This is a genomic window from Acinetobacter sp. Ac_5812 (assembly GCF_013072695.1).
In the GTDB taxonomy this organism is placed as follows: Bacteria; Pseudomonadota; Gammaproteobacteria; order Pseudomonadales; family Moraxellaceae; genus Acinetobacter.
In genome coordinates this window covers 361,474-381,795 of record NZ_LXUK01000001.1, presented here as the reverse complement: position 1 = coordinate 381,795, position 20,322 = coordinate 361,474, and the positions used below count along the sequence as shown (strand labels likewise).

Here is a 20,322-nt window from a genome sequence, read left to right as displayed (position 1 = left end):
TAATAATGAAAACTGTAAAGATAATGATTGGTGCATGTATTTTGCTAAATAGTATAAATTTACATGCAGAAAGCGCTAAAGAATGTATGAAATATTGGGATGAAAAGCCTGTTGTATCTATTAAAAAAATGGGTGAAGTAGAATGTGAACATATATGGGATTACGGAAAGAGTAATACTAGTCAAAATCGATTGAAATTATTAAGTCAACTAAATTTAAAGCCAAAGAATAATCAATGGATGTCCACAGGAAATTGTGCCAAAGTTACATATAATAAAAACAATTATTATATTTATCGAGCTTATTATAAAGAGGATAAAGATGAAATATGGATTGCATATAATGATAAAAATGCATTTTCTTACTTTAGAAAAGTAGCTACTCCTCATAAAGAAGATGAGAGTTCTCGCGTAGAACTAAGTTGTGCAAAGAATGGAGATTATGAAGAGGCGAAAACTGTTTTAAATAGTTATTTAAAGAATAATACATCAGTAAATATGAGTTTTTATAAAGTGGGTGATTGGTATAAAGAGAATTGATTATGAAAAAAACAATTAACTTTAAGAAGTCAAGTAAAAGTTTTGAGACTAATTTAGCAGGTTTTATTGAGGCTGTTAGCTTTAAGGAATCTTCAGCAGTTTTACAATTACCTCTAAACCATCCATTGAACATGGAATCAGCTAGTATTGTAAACAAAAGTGGTTTTATGGGATTGTTTCAATGGGGAGAAGAGGCTTTATATGATTTAGGTTATTATTTAGGGGATCAAGGTATTTCTTATGCTGATATCAAGAATGCAGATAAAAACTCATCTTTACGTACAAGCTGGAAAAATCAATTTAATTCTAATAACTGGGTAGGTAAGTGGTCGGGTAAAAGGAATATTAACTCAAAACAGGATTTTCTAAAAAGCCCTGAAACCCAATATGAAATTATTAAGGAGTGGATTAAATATTTATGTAATCAACTTAGAAATAATAATTTTAATGAGCATTTCGGCAGAACTATTCAGAATGTAGAAATTACAGAGTCAGGTGCAATTGCAGGGATGCATCTTGTAGGAATTGGTGGTTTAGGTGCCTTTTTGGGGATTTCAAAATTTAAGGGTATAAAACAAGTAGATGGCAATGGAACTCATATTAAGAAATATATTGAGGATTTTGGTGGGTTTGATTTAGAACAGTGTTGTAATAGAAAAATTTATATTAGCTTAAAAGATGTAGATAAAAATATATTGGCAAATAAAGAGGTTGTGGTTGTTTCTAATTATATGGGAAAGAGTTTCTCTGGTGAAACCAAAGTAAAGGTTAAGAGTGATGAGAATGGTAATCTTCCTGTTATTGTTAGACACCCAAATACAGAAATAAAAATTGTTGCTGATGGAAAAGAGTCGAATAGTATTATTCAAAAAGCAAATGAAAAACAAAAAGCAACTTTAAGTGATTTTAAAGTTACAAGCCATTCAGCAACTTTAGCGACAGATAGTGCACCTCAACCGAGACCTCAGGTTAATAAAACGCCTCAAGAAGTAAGAAATGAACAGGGACAATCTTCGACTTCTCAAGAGGCAGAGGTAACTCCTGCATCTAAAGATGTAAACTTTAATATTGAAATAGTCGAAGGGGATTCTGGTAAGGCAATCTCTAATATGAATTTTTTTCTTACTTATAAAGGTAATATTAAAAAACATACAGCTGATAGTCTTGGGGTCAAGCAAGGCATTATTGCGGAGGAAGGACAAGATGTTGAGGTTTCAGTAGAAGGTGATGGGCAGAAACAGGTAATTCATCATTTTCAAGTAACTACGGCATTAAAAAATACAACAGTCAAAGTGAAGCTTCCTGTACATCCTTTTAATATTTCAGTAACTCAAGACGGAAAACCTGTTCCAAACACATTGTTTAGTCTCTTTTACCGAGGTCGGGAAATACCGAAAAGAACAAATAATCGCGGTGTAATGAATGTACGAATGTTAACGGGTTTTGTTTTTGGTTTTGGTATAAAAGGAAAAAGTTTAGTTTTAAGTCGTGTTGAAAAATCAAGCTCAACGAAACCCTTTACCGTAAATGGTAGTGCCGTTCAGGCATCGAAATTATATGAAGTTGCAGATGCAAAACGTAAACAGGCTGAAGATCTAAAAAGACAACAACAGCAGAAAGATGTTCAGGAAAAGAAAGCAAAAGAAGAAGCAGAAAAAGCAAAAACTGAGCCAGATAAGCAGAATCAAACGAAGCAAAATAATACGTATACTGAAAGTGGAGGAAAGCCATTAACAACGGTAAGTGACCAAGCTACTGCTACAAGTGATACAACAAATTATGTAATTTATCCTAATGGACTCATTGATCGTACTAATAAGACTGCATCGGGTTTTGCTGCATATTATTATGTAATAAATAATCAACCTATTTTGATAGGAAAGAGTAAAATTTATACAGCTGATAGATGGTCAAAAAAAGGCAAAAAAGGGACAGGGAAAAGTTATCTAGTTAGTATAAGAGAAATTTTTGGTGATACGGCTTCAAAACCTATAAATAGATGGGAGAGAAAAATAGGTAGTTTGAATATTTCGATTCATAATGATTCTCAACAGCAGCATAGATATTGGTTATCAACAGAAGCATTTGCCGCGTATATTGGAGCTGTATGTAAGTTTGGAGAAAAAGTTCGTTTTAGTGGATTCAGTGACAGAAATGGTTCTCCAGGGGGGAGTAGCTCTCATCTTAATGGAGAAGTTGGTGATATTGGTTATGTTAGAACAGATAGAAATAATGGAGTAGGTGTCAATTTTGAAATGTCAGAATATGATCATGAGGCATCTTTAAAATTTGTTAATATTTTGATTTCCTTTGGTTGGGGAAAGACAAAGAATATGTTGAGTGAATATTATCCTAATCATTTAGTCGGAAAATATAAACTTAGTAAAGGTTATATACTTCCTCGATGTAGTGAATGGACAAATCCAAGACATAACAATCACTTACACTTGCAAGGCTTATCATTGAACTTTAATAAGGATGATTAATTTGAAATTTTTTTATACTGTTATTTTAGTGTTTCTTAGTGCATGTAATCATGCTAATGAAATTGAAAGTAAGAAAAATGTTATAGATTTTAACTCTTTATATTATAATGGAAAGGTTTATTCTATTGGTGATAAATATTCTGAAATTAATTTTTCTTCAAAAGATAATTTAATGAGTGAGATGGGGAGTTGTACCACTATTTTTAATCCTGACTCAGCTATTTCATATACTTTTTACTCTAAAAAATTAGTTGAAATTTTAATGAAGTATGAAAATAAAAGTGTGTATACATCAAAGGGTATCAGTAATGGAATGAATGTTGAAGATATAAATAATAATTATAAAGCAGGATATAAAACTATAAAAATTAAAAGTGAGGGTGCTGGGGATTCTCAGCAAGATTTTAACTATCAGGTTTTTGATGAGTATCAAAAAAATAATATTTTAGTTTTTGATGTAGTAAACAGTGAAATACAAGGAATTCATTTGCAGGAAAAAGATTTCTCTATGTCGGATTGTGAAGATTAATTATGCTTTCATAGGTGTTGAAGTTATATAGAGGATCTTTAATTTTGAAAAAATCTGGTTTATTTTTAAAGAAAGCCATTAATTGAGTTTTATTTTAAAGGTTATTGGTAGCTTCTTGAGGTAAATAGTGAATAAGAAAATAATTTTCCTGCTATGCTTGATTTTAGCTGCGTGTGATGCCAAAGAGGAAACTAAGATTGTAGATAATAATTATTCATTAAATAATTTATTGTCTGAATTTAAAAATATGAATATAGGCCAAGATTACACTAAGTTGGAAAAAGAAGGTCTTGTAAAGCAAGTAGATGATACGGAAATTATTGATAATTGTTTATATGCAAAAACTAAAGATGAAAATATTGATTATTTAGTCTTTGATAATAAGATTTCAACTGCCTCATATCAAAAATCTGAATTTATGGGACTTCCTGTTGCAGATTTAAAATCTAAGATTAAAGACTTGAGCTTAGTAAAAAGTGCATATGATGACAATACATACTACTTGCAACATCAATTTGATAATAATAATGGTGTTAAATTTTTATATTGTTGAGAATAAGGTTGTCGAGGTTACATATGGGACACTTGATAAATTGAAATATCAAGAGGGATGTTCATGATGACTTCTTTTTTAAATATCATTTTTTGAAATTAATGTTATGAATAAATTGTTTTTTTTAAGAGTGATGGTTGCTTTTACTATTTCGTTTAACGTTTGTTCTGCAAAAGAAAATTCTTCATGGGGTGATTATTCGCAAGATTCGACCCAAGCGAAATCACCTGCAGTAAAAGAAATTCATAAAATCGATGTCAAAGGCTGTTCGATTGATTTTGATGAAGTTAATTTTTGTACCAAGAAACTATTGAAAGATTATAATAGTGTTCTAAAAAACAAAGTATCAAATTTTGATAAAAATAAATTTTTAATAAATTTTAAAGAAAGAAATGATTTATATTTAGCAGTCATAGATTTGGAAAGTAAAAAAGTTTATACATTTCCAGCATCATTAAGTGTGATGTTAAATATTAAACCTATAGAATTTTCATTAAATAATAGTATATTTTGCCTAAGCGGAAATTTTAATCAGTATCGAAACTCTTATACTGCAGTGAAAACTTGCTATGTATATAATAATGGAAGTTTTGATTTTAAATCTAGGGTGGAGTTGGAGAAGGAGGTGAAAAAAGATAACAATACTAGTTCAAATAATGAAATAAAGAAACTCAGTTTACCAATTTCTTCAGACTTTTTTTCTAAATGCACAGAGAAAAATCTAGTGAAAAAATGTGAACAACTTGAAAAATCTAATAATAGACCTTATACTTTATCTGAATTACAAAAAATATCACCTAATTTAGTGGTTTTTTTAAATGACTCAAAAGTAAATTCATTAAATGCAAATGCATTTAGATTTCTACCAGAATTTAAAGACAGCTTCTATTCTATTGCTGAAAAATATATAGATACAGAGGAAGAGTCCAGCTCTGAATTTTATTTAATAAAAATAAAACCTATACTAAATATAGAGAAAATGGGTGATTATTACTCAATTGATAGCTCAGGAGTTATAAGTTATAAGGATAAAAATGGAAAATTATTAAAGATAAATTTAAAACAAGAGTAATTTTATTTTGTATTGGTATAACCTAATAGTTTTGGGGTGTTTTGTTTATATTTTTTAATAAATTTTAAAATTATTAATAGGAAATTTGAAATGAGTTTTTTGAAAGCAGCAATGATATTTACTATTGGTTTAGTTATTTCAAATTCTTGTTTTTCTAAAGAAAAGAATCAATATTTTGATGTTGATACAATTACACGAGACAATGTTGCTAAGTGTAAGTTTGAGCAAGGATATATTGATTTTTGCTCAGATAGCTTTTTAAAAATTTATAATAATGCATTAAGCAAAAAAGTAAATTTTTCTCAAAATAAAATTGCTTTAGTAATTGAAAAAGAAAGAGATGCAGGAACGGGGGTACCTAGGAAAGTCAAATATTTTGTTGTATTGGATCCTGCAACGAAGAATGTATATCCATTAGAGCAGTCTGTAGGTTATTTTGTTGATGATAGATTCGAAGAGATTGCATCAGAGCCCTCTATCGTTAAGTTTAGTCAAGTTAGCAATCAAGTTTGTTTGTCAGGTACAACATTTTCCTATCAAGATAATAATATAAATGTTGAGAATGAATGTTATATATTTAATTTAAAAGATAGAAGTTTTTTAAAAAAGTGAGATAGAGTTAAGTGAAATGATGGAAAAAACTCTAGATAGCATAACTCAATTACTATTTTAATTTTACAGAATCTCTCTGAATCTAATTTTAAGTTTTTTGATGCCTAAGCCAACTTTTCTTTAATCTATTATGATAAAACTGTTCTATTCTGGAGGAAAAATGAAATTTAATCTTTTGCTCAAAGGATTGTTAATTACTGTTAGTTTAATTTTTGCGACAGCGTCGACACATTCTGCAGAAAACGATTCTTTGAATGCGAAAGCAATGGTTTTACAATCTTACAGAATGGATGTTAATCGTGATGGTATTGTTGATTTAATTGAAATTTTAGGAAAAAAAGACCAGCTGACATCTATACGTATTTTGAGTGGCATAGATAAATCACTAATGTATGAAAACAGTCAAATTTTTAATAATTCTTATAATGGATGCATTTATAGCTCATTTGATAATATTGCTGTTAGCAAAAATAACTTTACCTTGGAATATCGTAATTGTGCAGATCGTTCTGAAGTCGGATATAGGTATTCAACCTTTAAAACAGAAAAGAATAAGGAACCTGTTTTAATTCAAGATGATTATTTACTTTATCCTAAAGCTGAAACACCTGATGATTACATACCGAGGCAGGTAAATTGCTTAACCAAGAAAAAGATTAAATTCAGTGAATATTATGGTCGTTGTGGTTAATTTTAAAGGAACTTATTATGAATTCATCCTATAGAAAATATACCTATATTCTAGGCTTAAGCATCATAACTTCTTCCTGTAGCACTATCTCAGAAAAGAAACATGAAATTTCCGATCAAAGCCAAATAAAAAAAGGCTCGTCAAATCCTGTAAAGTTAAAAAAGAATGATGATGGCTTCCTGATCACTTCGCTTCCTTATAACTCAAATGCCCATCTTAACTGTATTTTATCGGCACAAAGAATGAACTGCGGCTCAATCAATTTGATTGATAGCAGCCGTCTGATTAAAGTTTATAACTTTATCAACCCACGTTATGGTGATTCAGTCGTTTTCCCAGAAACAAGTACAGGCATTTTATTAATTGCATCTCCTTCTTCAAGTGAAGCTGGAAATCCAGAAATAAATCTGACAACGGTAAATAAGTTTGGCTTGGTTAAAAGCATTACCTTAGATGCATCTCAAAATATTTTTATTAATCAGAAGTATGAAGTTTTATATAAAGAAAATGGAAAAGAGCTAAAACTGAAATTAAATGACCAAGGTGAACTTATGAAGTGAGATAATCACAATTTATTTTTCATTAATTTAGGATTCGTTTGAGATAGAGATGAAGGGAATAAAGCTAACGATAGTCTTAGTTATTCTGCTGAATAGTATGGGCTTATATGCAGAGAGCACCAACCAATGTACGAAGTATTGGAGTGAAACTGCTGTAAAAGTGACGGTCTTAGAAGATACAGAATGTCCTGATATCTGGGAGGATGGTTTTAATAAGGAAAATAAAAAAGTTGCAAAAGAAATCGGCTTTAACTTAAAAGATAATAATTGGACGTCTACAGGAATATGTAATCATGTTCTATACAAAAATACGGATTATTATATTTATTGGGCGGAAATGAAACATAATAAAACTGATCTGATTATGATCTTTAATCCTAATAACTCATTCGCCTATTCGAGAGCGATAGATCGCACTAAGCTTAAAAAAGAAGGCTTTAAAGTCGAGGATTCAGTGGATGTGAATTTATCCTGTGCGAAGTCAGGAAATGATCACAATATTGTGTCCGCACTTAATGGATATTTGTTTCAAGAAACATCAATCCAGAATATTTTTAAATATAGAGTCTATGATCGATTCAAACCCTAGAATGACCCGTTATCCCTGTTTATTAAAAAAGCTCAGCTAGAACCTAACTGAGCTTTTATGGTTTAGGTCTCAACAATGCCTTCTAAATCATCAAAAGTATAGTTCTGCGGGACATTGATCATATGGGTTTGTACACCTGCCTCAACTTTTTCTCTGGCATCTGGGTATAACCAACGGGTAATCTGCTCGGCTACACTCGAATGATACTGAATTTCAAAATGATTCAGCCCATAGAAAACCGCTTTATGTGTATCAGGCAACTTCAACTGAAAACGTGGATTTTGGTGTTCACCTAAAGCACTTTTCACACTGACCAGATAATCCCCAATTACAGACAGCGCTTTATTGCGTAACTTCTCAAATTCTAAAGTTCCTGCAATCAAGAAGGTATTGATATGGGACGGCAGCGGAGCGGGTTTGCGATTGTCATCAGCAAAACCAATGCGGGCGTCATTGTGTTCCCAGTCATCATCACGAACACTGCCATAACGCAGATCGAGTATGCCGTTACTACGCACATTCACTAACTGACCTAGCAAGTTGATAAAGGGGAAGCCACCGAGTTTATCCTGCAAGACGAAACCAAAGCGTTCAAGCACTGCACCATGATGAGGCGAACCGATGCAGACTAGATTCTCGACCATGTGCACCCATTGATACAGATTCTGTTTGCCATAAAACAGGGCACTACGCGAAACCAAGCCGCCCATACTGTGACCAATCAGGTCGATACTGGTGATACGTGGATTACGCTGCACCAAATCCTCTAGGGTATTGGCAAAACTACGGCCATTGGCGGAAATTCGGCGTCCAGTGTTGTAATTCAAATACAACATGGTGTTGTTATCACGTTGCGCAAGTAAGCGTTCACCAATCCCGCCATAGCGATGATTTGACCAGGTCAAATGGTTCATACACAAACCATGGGCAAGAATCACTACACGCCCAGTCAGTTCGCCTTGCTGTAAAGAACCATAGTGATCATAAAGCACCATCGGCAAAGCCATTGGATTGTGTTGCTTTAAAAAGAAATCACCAAAAATTCCGTTCAGCGCACCCACCACAAAATGCAGGGTTGGGGTTAAGGGCTTGTCATGCAAGACTGGAAATTTTTCAATAATGCGACGTAAATTAGGCGCTAGAAAATGACTGCCATATTTTTGCAGTGCCACATAAGAGAACTGATAAAATTTTTGCAGTTGTGGGTGCTTTTGTAATTGTTTGGCTTTTTGTGCACTTAAACCGAGCGTTGTCCTTAATACTTCGGTTTGTACCACTTGAATCAGTTCGTGTACGCCACTGAGACTGGTACTGACCAGCTGTGCCAAACCCTCCAAAACATCTGCCTGACTTGGGGGGGTACGATCCCACTTACAATAGGTTTCATGCAGAGGCGTTAAACTTGGCATATTAATTTCCCCATCCTTGATATATACCGAAGGTTTGAAGTGATTTTTCTGAATATTATTTAGATAAACTACAACAAACTCTTACATCTTATGTCTTTCATACGTAATTTTTTTAGAATACTGATGAACGGAGTACAGTATCGTTTTTTGTGTCAGACAATATCGAGCTTAAATGTAATTTATATTGTTATTTGTTTAACTATTAATCAAAATAATGTGATTTATTTCACTTTATGTCAAGCCATTGCCTATTTTGGTGCGTATGCAAATTATCTATCTACATGGTTTTCGCAGTAGTCCGATGTCGATAAAAGGGCAACAACTGCAACAATATTGTGCACAGTACGAGACGATACAGGTGCATTTACCTGATTTAAATCAATCACCCAATCGAGTGCTGCAACAGCTGTCACAGCTTATCGAAAATTTACCAAACGATAAAGTGGTTTTAGTTGGAAGCAGTCTGGGCGGCTTTTATGCGACATACCTTGTCGCAAAATATGGCTATCCTGCTGTACTGATTAATCCAGCTATGCAACCATGGCAGTTATTCGAAGATTTGTTCGGGATTGAGCAAATCCCGCTCAAAGTCACTGCATCATGGACGCTTGATGCCGATCAATTGCAGCAATTACAATCGATTGCTGACACGAAACTGGCGCATGCTGATAAAATTCTGGTGCTATTGCAACAAGGTGACGAAGTCTTGGATTATCAGCAAGCTCAACGTTATTATAGTGCAGTTCATCCATCATCATTGATTTTAACCGACGCTAATGGTAATCATGCAATGGATGATTTTGAAGAAAAATTACCTTTAATTCTCGAATTTTTATCGGCAGCGATCCAATAAGGAAGTCAGACCAAGTGACACAATACACGGCCCAATCCCTTGAAGTTCTTTCTGGTTTAGATCCTGTTCGTCGTCGACCAGGCATGTATACCGATACCTCACGTCCAAACCATTTGGCGCAAGAGGTGATTGATAATGCAGTCGATGAAGCACTTGCGGGTCATGCCAACCAGATTTGTGTCACGGTCTATGAAGATGGCTCATTGTCGGTTGAAGATAATGGTCGTGGTATGCCAGTCGATATCCATCCTGAATATGGGCAAAGTGGTATTGAGATTATTTTGACCAAGCTGCATGCAGGCGGTAAATTCAGCACCGATAACTATCAGTTTTCGGGTGGTTTACATGGCGTCGGGATTTCGGTGGTCAATGCCTTATCGACCCGTGTTGAAGTTGCGGTACAGCGTCAAGGTAATTTGTATCAAATGGCCTTTGAACAAGGTGAGCCTGTTGCGCCTTTGTCGGTTTTAGAAGGTAAAGTAGCAAAGCGTGCGACAGGGACAACAGTACGGTTCTGGCCAGAAACTAAATATTTTGATAGTCCCAAATTTGCCTTGAAGGCATTGAAGCATAATTTAAAAGCCAAGGCGGTTTTAGCTGCGGGCTTAAAAATTATTTATGACGATAAAATCAATAAAGAAAAGATCGAATGGCAGTTTGAAAATGGTCTGGTCGACTATTTGATGGATGAACTGCAAGATCGGGACATCTTGCCGGATCCCGCTTTTGTCAGCAGTGGTCAAGCCGATCGCGCAGCCTGTGAATTTGCGATTTGCTGGAATGTGGAAGGTGGCGAGCAGATTCAGGAAAGCTATGTCAACTTGATTCCAACCGCGCAAGGTGGGACCCATGTCAATGGTCTACGCTCAGGTGTGACGGAGGCTTTGCGTGAGTTTTGTGAATTACGCAATTTGTTGCCGCGTAATATGAAGCTGTCTGCGGAAGATGTTTGGGATGGGGTAAATTTTATTCTATCGCTGAAATTCCAAGAGCCACAATTTTCAGGCCAAACCAAAGAACGTTTATCCAGTCGCGAAGCCTCTAATATTGTGCTGAATATTGCCAAAGATGCGTTTGCTTTATGGCTGAATCAACATGCGGAGATTGCGACACAACTGGCTGAAATGGCGATTGCCAAAGCAGGGCGTCGTCTCAAAGCTGCGAAAAAAGTTGAACGTAAAAAGATTGTAGCGGGCCCAGCCTTACCAGGCAAATTGGCCGATTGTGTTGGTTTAACCCGTGAAGACAGTGAGCTATTTATTGTCGAAGGGGATTCTGCAGGCGGCAGTGCCAAACAGGCACGCGACAAGAATTTCCAAGCGATTATGCCGATCCGTGGAAAAATCTTGAATACTTGGGAAGTCTCTTCGGACGAAGTCTTAGCCTCTCAAGAAGTGCATGATATTGCCATCGCGATTGGTGTTGATCCGGGCAGTGATGATCTGTCTGAATTGCGCTATGGCAAGATCTGTATCCTTGCCGATGCAGACTCGGATGGTCTGCACATCGCGACCTTATTATGTGCACTGTTCGTGAAACATTTCCCAACCTTGGTTGAAGAAGGACATCTCTTTGTGGCGATGCCACCGCTCTATCGTATTGATATTGGCAAAGAAGTGTACTATGCCTTGGATGATGACGAGCTTGAAAGCATCCTGAAGAAGGTCAAGGGCAATAAAAATCCGCAGATCACCCGATTCAAAGGGTTGGGTGAGATGAATGCCAGCCAGTTGCGTGAAACGACTATGGATCCGAACACCCGTCGTTTAGTGCAGTTGGACTTGGATGATGCACATTTAACCGCAGGTTTATTGGATAAATTGCTGGCGAAAAAGCGTTCAGCCGACCGTAAGCATTGGTTAGAACAAAAGGGTAATTTAGCGGATATTACTGTTTAAGCGCTTCGTTTCATTGTTGGATTAAAGCCAAGCATCAGCTTGGCTTTTTCTTTTATTGAACTTTTAATGTCCGAGCTGAACAAATTTGCATCATTTTAGGTCGCTGCGTATTTTTTGTATGCAATGTTGTATACAAGATGAAAGAATTAAGGCTTCATTTTTATTTAAGTTAATTAAAAACAAATAGTTATCGTGTTGGCATAAAAATTGAATAACTCCACCCAGTAAAAATCACAATATTGATGGGTGGAGAGAAAGATGCAAAACAAATTGATGTCGATGTCAATCCTGATGACAACCATGATGGGGATCGGTCTGGTTGGCTGTTCAAAACCAGCAGAAAAAACAGAACAAACTAAAACAGAAGCCAAAACTGCGCCCGCAGCAAGCGGCGATACCATTAAGGTCGGGATTCTACATTCACTTTCAGGCACCATGGCGATTTCAGAGACTTCGCTGAAAGACACCGCCTTGATGACCATTAACGAGATCAATGCCAATGGTGGGGTACTGGGTAAAAAATTAGAACCTGTGATTGTTGACCCTGCGTCGGATTGGCCATTGTTTGCAGAAAAAGCCCGTCAGTTGATTACTCAAGATAAGGTCGCAGTCATTTTTGGTTGTTGGACATCCGTTTCGCGTAAATCAGTTCTACCTGTGGTCGAAGAACTGAATGGCTTATTGTTCTATCCAGTGCAATATGAAGGCCAAGAACAATCTAAAAACATCTTCTACACCGGTGCAGCGCCAAATCAACAAGCGATTCCTGCGGTTGAATACTTGATGGGGGATGAAGGCGGTAAAGCAGAACGTTTTGTATTACTCGGCACCGATTATGTCTATCCACGAACCACCAATAAAATCTTACGTGCCTTCTTGAAGTCCAAGGGCGTGGCTGATGCCGACATCATGGAAGAGTACACCCCATTTGGTCACAGCAATTATCAAACTATTGTTTCCAATATTAAGAAGTTCTCTGCGGGCAAAAAGACTGCGGTAATTTCGACTATTAATGGCGACTCCAATGTGCCGTTCTATCGTGAACTAGGCAATCAAGGCATTAAAGCATCGGATATTCCTGTGATGGCCTTCTCGGTGGGTGAGGAAGAATTACGTGGGATCGATACCAAGCCATTGGTGGGTCATTTAGCATCATGGAATTATTTCATGTCGGTGAAAAATCCGAAAAATACTGAGTTTGTGAATAAATTCAAACAATATGCGGTGGAATACAAACTTCCAAATGCAGACAAAGTGGTGACCAACGATCCGATGGAAGCGACCTATGTCGGAATCAATATGTGGAAGCAAGCCGTTGAAAAAGCAGGCACGACTGAGGTGGATAAAGTCCGTGATGCGATGGCAGGTCAGACCTTTGCCGCACCATCGGGCTATACCTTAAAAATGGATGAAACCAATCACCATCTACATAAACCCGTAATGATTGGACAGATTCGTGGCGATGGTCAATTCGATGTGGTCTATAAAACACCGCAAACCATCAAGGCGGAGCCTTGGAGTCCGTATATCCCGAAATAAAGTTTTTTCGCCTGCTGTGCTGTATTAGCAGCAGGCTTTTTTATTCTGTTTTTTGATCTATTTAAAACCGTTAATCATAAGGGGAGTTCTATGGCGAAACACTATGTTTTGGCACTGCTCTGCATCATGGCACAGATGATTTTTAGTCCAGCATGGGCAGAAGTCACATCCGCAACAACCGTGACGTCTACAGCTTCTCAAGATGCCATTCAGACCTTTGTGAAGTCCGATTTTGCGACGCGTCGTGCCATGCTCAATCAATGGCCTGCCAGTATTGAACAACTGGATCAACTGGTCGCCTATATTGATCAAAATGAGCTGTATACCGATAGCGCAGGCAATACTTATCTGTTAAAAAATGATGACAAGCTGTTCAGTTATCCTGAGCAGCAGGCGCTGGAACAATGGCCTGCGGATTTATCCCAAGTGACTTTGGTGAATACGCTACGCAAGGCGCTGAATTTTGGTCAAGCCAAGGCCAAACTGAATTCTACAGATGCTTCACAACGTTTAGCTGCGGTGGATATTTTAGAAAATAATTTGGCTGAACTCGATGTAACGATGGTGAAGCAGCTTTATCTGAATGAAAAAAATGATCAGGTCAAAGCACGTTTAGCACAGCTCAAAGCCCGTTTGGATTTTAACAGTGCTGATGCGTTTACCAAGCTTGAAGCCGTAAAAGTCTTGGCGGATTCCAATCGTCCTGATGTGTTTGCCTTAATCACTCAAACTTTAGAACAACCGCAAAGCAATCCTGCATTGAAGGCAGCGTTGTTGGATGCACACAATAAAATTAAAACCCGACTACAAATCAGTGAGTGGTCAGGCCATATCTTTTCTGGCCTCAGTACCGCCAGTATTTTATTGCTTGCAGCGCTTGGTTTGGCGATTACCTATGGTCTGCTTGGGGTAATTAACATGGCACATGGTGAGCTGATCATGATCGGTGCCTATACCACCTATGTAATTCAAAGCTTTTTTAAAACCCATTTCGCGGGGCTGGTGGACTGGTATCTATTGGCGGCAATTCCTGCGGCTTTTCTGGTCAGTGCCTTGATGGGCATGTTGATTGAACGCACCGTGATTCGCCCACTCTATGGCCGTCAGTTGGAGACTTTGCTCGCCACCTTTGGGGTGAGCCTGATCTTGATGCAATTGGTGCGAATGGTGTTTGGTGCGCAGAATGTCGAGGTTTCAAATGTCAGTTGGTTGAGTGGCGGAATTGCGCTCACACCGAGCCTGATGCTGCCGTATATCCGTATCGCCATTATTGGCTTTACTGTTGCGGTGCTATTACTGTTGCTGTTTTTACTCAATAAAACCCGTTTTGGTTTATTCGTTCGAGCCGTGACGCAAAACCGTCAAATGGCGCGTGCTGTCGGTATTCGATCTGCACGGATTGACATGATGGCCTTTGGTCTGGGTTCAGGCTTGGCAGGTTTGGCAGGCTGTGCTTTGGCGCAGGTGGGGAATGTTGGCCCAGATCTCGGTCAAAACTACATTATTGATGCCTTCCTTGTGGTTGTTGTTGGTGGTGTCGGTCAAGTGTGGGGTGCTGTATTGGCAGCACTCGGACTGGGGATTAGCGGTACAGTTTTAGAGATTGGCTTAGGCGCAGTGCTCGCAAAAATTATTCTCTTGGTTCTTGTGATTTTGTTTATCCAAAAGCGTCCACAAGGTTTGTTTGCCATCAAAGGCCGTTTTGTGGAGTAAGCCAATGAAAATCACTTCTTTATTTGCCGACAAGCCCTATAGCGCCGTGGCGATTGCAGTCTGTTTCGGCGTGCTATTGTTGTTGCCTTGGCTACACCTGTTGTCTCCTGATTCGGCCTTTTATCTGTCCGCTTATTGGATTACCTTGATTGGCAAAATCATGTGTTTGGCCTTGGTGGCTTTGGCATTGGATTTGGTCTGGGGTTATGCTGGCATTTTGAGCTTAGGACATGGTTTGTATTTTGCTTTGGGCGGTTATGCCTTTGGCATGTACTTGATGCGTCAATCCGCAGGCGACGGTCTACCTGATTTTATGCGTTTTCTCAGTTGGACTGAATTGCCTTGGTATTGGGTTGGGACCGACCATATTGCTTGGGCTTTGGCTCTAGTCATTCTTGTCCCTGGCTTGATCGCATTTATCTTTGGCTTTTTTGCCTTTCGCTCCAAAATCAAAGGCGTGTATTTCTCGATTATTACCCAAGCTATGACCTTTGCCGCAGCGCTGCTATTCTTTCGCAATGAAACAGGCTTTGGGGGCAATAATGGTTTTACGGGCTTTAAGACTATTCTCGGTTTTGACATTACCTCTGCACCGATGCGCGCCACGCTATGCTTTGTGACTGCGTTGATGTTGATGTTGTGCTTCCTTGGTCTACGCCAACTGATGAATCGTCCTTATGGACGGGTCTTGGGCGCAATTCGTGACAGTGAAAATCGCTTGCAATATCTCGGTTATCGCACGTTGTGGTACAAGCTGTCGGCATGGGTATTGTCGGCGGTGATCGCCGGTATCGCTGGGGCGTTATATGTACCACAGGCGGGCATCATCAATCCAAGTGAAATGAACCCCGTCAACTCAATCGAAATGGCGGTGTGGGTGGCTGCGGGTGGACGTGGAACCTTGATTGGCCCGATTTTAGGGGCAGGTTTAATCAATGCAGTAAAAACCTACTTCACGGTGGCTGCGCCAGAAGCGTGGTTATTGATCTTGGGGGCGCTGTTCATTGTGGTGACCTTGTTCTTACCTAAAGGTGTCATTGGTTTATTTGATCGTTTTAAAAAGGAGCGTGACTAAATGAGTGATGTATTAATAGACTCAGCTCAACATGGCGGTCAACTGGGTGAGGGCTATGGTCGTGCCAAGCCACAAGGTGCGGATTTTAGCCACGGCATTGCCTTGTATCTGGAAAAAGTCAGTGTCTGGTTTGACTCATTTCGGGCTTTAAATGACCTGTCGCTGTATATTGCTGAGGGCGAATTACGCTGCATTATCGGGCCAAATGGGGCGGGCAAAACCACCTTGATGGATGTGATTACCGGTAAAACCCGTCCGACCACAGGCACGGCATTTTTTGGGCAAAACTATGATCTTGCCAAAATGAGTACCGAGCAAATTGCTGAAGCGGGCATCGGTCGAAAATTCCAAAAACCAACCGTATTTGAAAATTTTACCGTCATGGAAAACCTGCTACTAGCTGCACCACGAGATAAGCGGGTGAAAAAAAGTTTATTTTCCCGTTTAGATCCAGAAGCGCAATTGGCCTTGGATGAAAGTCTGGAACAGATCCGCTTACAGGAATTTGTGCAAAAGCCAGCAGGGTTACTTTCACATGGACAAAAACAGTGGCTGGAAATTGGCATGTTGCTGATGCAACGACCGCAGTTAATTTTACTGGATGAGCCAGTTGCAGGTATGACCGATGCTGAAACTGAGCGCACCGCTGAACTGTGTCTGGAGCTGAAGAAAAATCATACTCTTGTGGTGGTCGAGCATGACATGAGCTTTATTGACACCATCAGTGAAAAAGTCACGGTACTGGCGCAAGGGGCAATCTTGGCCGAGGGCACATTGGCAGAGGTTCAGGCCAATGAAGATGTGATTGAAAAGTATTTAGGACGCTAGGAGAGACACATGCTAGAAGTGAAACAAATCAATCAATTCTATGGTGGCAGTCATATTCTGCGTGATGTGTCTTTTAACGCGCCTGTGGGTGAATGCAGTGTAGTCTTGGGGCGCAATGGCGTGGGCAAAACCACCTTGCTGAAATGCTTGATGGGGATTCTGCCGATTAAATCAGGGCAAATTTTGCTGGATGGTAAGGATATTGCCAAAATGTCACCTGAGCAACGGGTGCGTGCGGGTTTGGCCTATGTGCCGCAAGGTCGCGATATCTTTTCGACTTTAACGGTAGAAGAAAATATTTTAATTGGTATGGCAAAATTTTCGGGTGCGAAAACACGGAAAGTACCGAGTCATCTTTACGAAATTTTCCCTGTGCTGGATGAAATGAAACATCGCCGTGGTGGTGATTTATCCGGTGGGCAGCAACAACAGCTTGCGCTCGCTCGAGCGTTGGCTTCAGAGCCAAGCGTATTAATTCTGGATGAACCGACCGAAGGGATTCAGCCGTCGATTATTAAAGATATTGGTCGGGTGATTCGTAAACTGGCCGATCAGGGCGAGATGGCGATTATTCTGGTAGAGCAGTTTTATGACTTTGCCGAAGAGTTGGCAGATGCGTATACCGTGATGGCGCGTGGGCAGGTGATTGCGCAAGGGCGAGGGGAGGAGATGCCTGAGAAGGGGATTCGGGAACTGGTGGCGATTTAAAACACTCGAAAGAGATTTTCGACCTACGGCCTGATTAAACAGTGATCATTGTGGAATCTTATTGTTTTATATCTAATCTTAGGATAAACCTGCGGTTCGCCCTACTTTGGTTTCGCCCTGAGAAGCGTTTGAAGCTTCGTAAGGGCAAAGGCATTTATCACCTATGCAATGAGTGATTAAAGCTGCTCAATCTTTATTGCAACTTTTCTTGCGCTTTGCTAAAGCTTTAGTCGCTTTAGCTTGCTCAGGTTGTGAATGATGTTTCCGAGTCTCATACTTTTTCTTAAATTTTTTGTTGAGTTTGGGTGTAAAGATCATTCATTTGTTTTCCACTTTATAAAACGTGCCGCCAGCATAGACATTGTGCCCAAAGCCACATGAGGACTCACCACTGTTTTGTTCAACTTCAATTTTTTGTCCAAGCTTTGCATCATTGGCAAATTGGAGTTTGATCTGACAGTCTTCATAGCGATAGCTGGCTTGCTTTGACTTGAGTGGCATGGTCGTTTCGAATTGCCCCATATTCGGACCATAGATCAAGCCGCGCAGCCCGAAGTAGTAGCCATCGAAGGCGATCTGATATTGATTCTGTTTTTTGCTGACCTTGAGATAATCCCATTGTCCAAAACCATTGGCACGGACATAAGTCCCTTGTAGATCCGAAGATACTTTGGGCTTCGGGAGCTGTTTTAAGTTGTATTGACTGGTTTTAGAATCCTTATCTCTGAGAAACCAAACTTTTGCCCATTGCGGTTTGCCTAATTTGGCATAACTCAAGCCGACATTATTGTTGGCAATTTCGATGTCTCTGTCACTGACCTGAATCCCGCTTTCATCTGCATTGGCCTGACAGAAATGTGCCCATGCGGCTTGGTCTTCAAATTGCTTGGCAGCTTTGAGATATTGTTTTTGATCGTAAAACTTTTTACCTGTTTGCGCATATTGTTTCACTTTGGCACAACCTTGCTGTAATTCCTGTTCAAAAGAAAGTTCTGCAAAGCTCGCGCTTGAACTGATTGCCATGATGAGGCACAGACCGAGTTGAGATGTTTTAATCATTGTTGGCTATTTTTGAAATGAACTCTTGTTTTCATTTTAAGCCATAATCGAGTTGCCTGACAGTACGCTAAAAGTGAGCTTTTTATTGAGATTCTGTGAGTTGCAGTTGCATCCAGACTAAATCGCGCCATGTGCCAAACTTTTGGCCCACTTGTGGCATATAACCAGTTTGAATAAAGCCAAGCTGTTCATGTAACACAATCGAGCCCTTATTTTCACTATCAATCGCAGCCACCATGATATGCATGTTTTGCTGTTTGGCCAGATGAATGAGCTGTTGCATCAGCGCTTTGCCCAGACCTTGGCGAGCGTAGCTTGGGTCAACAAAAACAGAATGTTCAATGCTTTGACGATAACCGCTGATGGTTCGAAAGGCAGTGTAATAGGCATAAGCTGCGACTTGATGACTATTTAGGTCTTCGACCACGATCATGGGAAATTGTTGTTGCTGCATGCCGTGAAAACGCTGCTGATAATCCACCAAGGAAACCGCCTGATCGTTCCAGTTCGCCGTCCCATTCAGGATCTCTGTATTATAGATCGTGAGGATTTGCTCGAGGTCATCAACTGTGGCAAAACGAATGTGGAAATGTGTGGCTAAGTTAGAAGGGGCAAGTGCAATATTTTCAGACATGGGCAAAGGTCATCGAATCAGACAAATCACAAGACAAGGCATTGGGAAAGCGGCAAATCGTTTCAGGTTTATATTCAGTGATACCAACAAAAACAGCAAGGGAATCCTTGCTGTTTTTTTAACATTCTAATCAGATTAGAAATGGTATTTAATCAAAGCGCTGACGTTGTTTTCGTCACGGTTTTTCATACCAAATTTGTTATTCCAAACTGAATGCTCAACACCTAAGTAAAGGCGAGTGTCTGGTGAAATGTGTTTGCCCAAGTTCCACTTGTATTGTGTGGTCCAGTTCAGTTCACTGGCGTGATCTTTTTCGCCTGTTGACCAGTCAAGGAAACCGTCCACCAAGAAATCTTCGTTTGATACTTTAAATGGCAAAGCATAAGCAATGGTCATTTGGTAGTCATCAGCGGTATTTTCGTTGTTGGCACGGTAGAAGTTTACATTCGCATATTGGAAATATGGAATCGCAAGATCAAAACCAACACCATACAAGAAGTTGTCAAAACTAGCGAAGTCATCATTGTTGCTTTCCCAAGTGGTTGAGATCAGCACATCTTTGATTGGACCAAACGCAAGTTTTTGACCTGAAATTTCACCCAAGCTTAAACGTGGAGAAAGCTCGAAATAGGTGCTTTTGTGGTCATCGCTGCCACGCATGCGATCCATAAAGAAGAATACATCGGCATATTTTACTTTTGCCGCATATTCAACCGTGATCGTTGTTTGCTTTTCATCAACAACTTCGTAGTTTTCACCGTACAAACCAGTCAAGCTAAAATCTTGCCAAATCGGCTTTGCTTGAGTGAAAGCGGCTGTAGATACCAATAAACCTGTTGCTGCAAGTTGCTTCAATTGCATTTAAAAAATCTCCCCCCAAAAGGCGTGTCAAGGATACAAGGTATTAAGCAAAAATAAAGCCAAATTTGACCAAATGAACAAAAGAATTGTATATGCAGGGACGCGCCTAAAAGA

The 20,322-nt window shown here is 39.0% G+C and carries 20 protein-coding genes; 16 read left to right on the top strand and 4 right to left on the bottom strand.

The window, feature by feature from the left end:
• The first annotated feature begins 5 nt into the window (after positions 1-5).
• The 9 genes from A7P55_RS01860 (at position 6) to A7P55_RS01820 (ending at position 7,631) form a co-directional block, all read left to right on the top strand.
• The gene (locus tag A7P55_RS01860) at positions 6-539 is read left to right on the top strand and encodes a hypothetical protein (RefSeq protein ID WP_171550893.1); all 534 of its coding nucleotides are present in this window, start codon (positions 6-8) and stop codon (positions 537-539) included.
• Between the two features lie 2 nt (positions 540-541).
• Entirely contained in the window at positions 542-3,025 is a 2,484-nt protein-coding gene (locus A7P55_RS01855) for a hypothetical protein (protein WP_171550892.1), read from the top strand.
• Position 3,026: 1 nt separating this feature from the next.
• Positions 3,027-3,554 (top strand): hypothetical protein, encoded by a 528-nt coding sequence (locus A7P55_RS01850; protein WP_171550891.1) that lies wholly within the window; start codon positions 3,027-3,029, stop codon positions 3,552-3,554.
• A 127-nt stretch (positions 3,555-3,681) separates the two neighbouring features.
• Complete coding sequence (locus A7P55_RS01845) at positions 3,682-4,107, top strand: hypothetical protein (RefSeq protein ID WP_252727803.1); 426 nt, start codon at positions 3,682-3,684, stop codon at positions 4,105-4,107.
• Between the two features lie 106 nt (positions 4,108-4,213).
• Positions 4,214-5,179, top strand: coding sequence for a hypothetical protein (locus A7P55_RS01840; protein ID WP_171550890.1), 966 nt, complete (start codon positions 4,214-4,216; stop codon positions 5,177-5,179).
• A gap of 90 nt (positions 5,180-5,269) precedes the next feature.
• Positions 5,270-5,791 (top strand): hypothetical protein, encoded by a 522-nt coding sequence (locus tag A7P55_RS01835; protein WP_171550889.1) that lies wholly within the window; start codon positions 5,270-5,272, stop codon positions 5,789-5,791.
• Positions 5,792-5,951: 160 nt separating this feature from the next.
• On the top strand, positions 5,952-6,482 hold the full coding sequence (locus A7P55_RS01830; protein WP_171550888.1) for a hypothetical protein: 531 nt from the start codon (positions 5,952-5,954) through the stop codon (positions 6,480-6,482).
• Between the two features lie 17 nt (positions 6,483-6,499).
• Positions 6,500-7,042, top strand: coding sequence for a hypothetical protein (locus A7P55_RS01825; protein ID WP_171550887.1), 543 nt, complete (start codon positions 6,500-6,502; stop codon positions 7,040-7,042).
• Positions 7,043-7,091: 49 nt separating this feature from the next.
• Positions 7,092-7,631 (top strand): hypothetical protein, encoded by a 540-nt coding sequence (locus A7P55_RS01820; protein ID WP_171550886.1) that lies wholly within the window; start codon positions 7,092-7,094, stop codon positions 7,629-7,631.
• Between the two features lie 62 nt (positions 7,632-7,693).
• On the opposite strand, the gene A7P55_RS01815 is transcribed toward A7P55_RS01820, so the two are convergent.
• Complete coding sequence (locus A7P55_RS01815) at positions 7,694-9,040, bottom strand: hypothetical protein (protein ID WP_171550885.1); 1,347 nt, start codon at positions 9,038-9,040, stop codon at positions 7,694-7,696.
• 262 nt (positions 9,041-9,302) lie between these two features.
• Here A7P55_RS01815 and A7P55_RS01810 point away from each other — a divergent pair, with 262 nt between their 5' ends.
• From A7P55_RS01810 to urtE, 7 genes are all read left to right on the top strand, one after another.
• Positions 9,303-9,893, top strand: a complete 591-nt coding sequence (locus A7P55_RS01810) for a YqiA/YcfP family alpha/beta fold hydrolase (RefSeq protein ID WP_171550884.1) — start codon at positions 9,303-9,305, stop codon at positions 9,891-9,893.
• 14 nt (positions 9,894-9,907) lie between these two features.
• A complete protein-coding gene (parE, locus tag A7P55_RS01805; RefSeq protein WP_171550883.1) occupies positions 9,908-11,791 on the top strand; it encodes a DNA topoisomerase IV subunit B in 1,884 nt (627 codons plus the stop codon).
• A 258-nt stretch (positions 11,792-12,049) separates the two neighbouring features.
• A complete protein-coding gene (gene urtA / locus A7P55_RS01800; RefSeq protein WP_171550882.1) occupies positions 12,050-13,330 on the top strand; it encodes an urea ABC transporter substrate-binding protein in 1,281 nt (426 codons plus the stop codon).
• 90 nt (positions 13,331-13,420) lie between these two features.
• Positions 13,421-15,043: an urea ABC transporter permease subunit UrtB gene (gene urtB / locus A7P55_RS01795; RefSeq protein WP_171550881.1), complete on the top strand. Its 1,623-nt coding sequence runs from the start codon at positions 13,421-13,423 to the stop codon at positions 15,041-15,043.
• Between the two features lie 4 nt (positions 15,044-15,047).
• Entirely contained in the window at positions 15,048-16,118 is a 1,071-nt protein-coding gene (gene urtC, locus A7P55_RS01790; protein WP_171550880.1) for an urea ABC transporter permease subunit UrtC, read from the top strand.
• Entirely contained in the window at positions 16,119-16,946 is an 828-nt protein-coding gene (urtD, locus tag A7P55_RS01785) for an urea ABC transporter ATP-binding protein UrtD (RefSeq protein WP_016651309.1), read from the top strand.
• A 9-nt stretch (positions 16,947-16,955) separates the two neighbouring features.
• On the top strand, positions 16,956-17,654 hold the full coding sequence (gene urtE, locus A7P55_RS01780; protein WP_171550879.1) for an urea ABC transporter ATP-binding subunit UrtE: 699 nt from the start codon (positions 16,956-16,958) through the stop codon (positions 17,652-17,654).
• 318 nt (positions 17,655-17,972) lie between these two features.
• Here urtE and A7P55_RS01775 read toward each other — a convergent pair whose 3' ends face one another.
• The 3 genes from A7P55_RS01775 to A7P55_RS01765 all read right to left on the bottom strand — a co-directional run bounded on the left by A7P55_RS01775 (position 17,973) and on the right by A7P55_RS01765 (position 20,208).
• A complete protein-coding gene (locus A7P55_RS01775) occupies positions 17,973-18,713 on the bottom strand; it encodes a hypothetical protein (RefSeq protein ID WP_171550878.1) in 741 nt (246 codons plus the stop codon).
• Between the two features lie 82 nt (positions 18,714-18,795).
• Positions 18,796-19,347 carry a GNAT family N-acetyltransferase gene (locus A7P55_RS01770; RefSeq protein WP_171550877.1) on the bottom strand — a complete coding sequence of 184 codons (552 nt, stop codon included), beginning with the start codon at positions 19,345-19,347 and terminating at the stop codon, positions 18,796-18,798.
• 135 nt (positions 19,348-19,482) lie between these two features.
• Positions 19,483-20,208, bottom strand: coding sequence for an outer membrane protein OmpK (locus A7P55_RS01765; protein ID WP_171550876.1), 726 nt, complete (start codon positions 20,206-20,208; stop codon positions 19,483-19,485).
• Between the last annotated feature and the right edge of the window lie 114 nt (positions 20,209-20,322).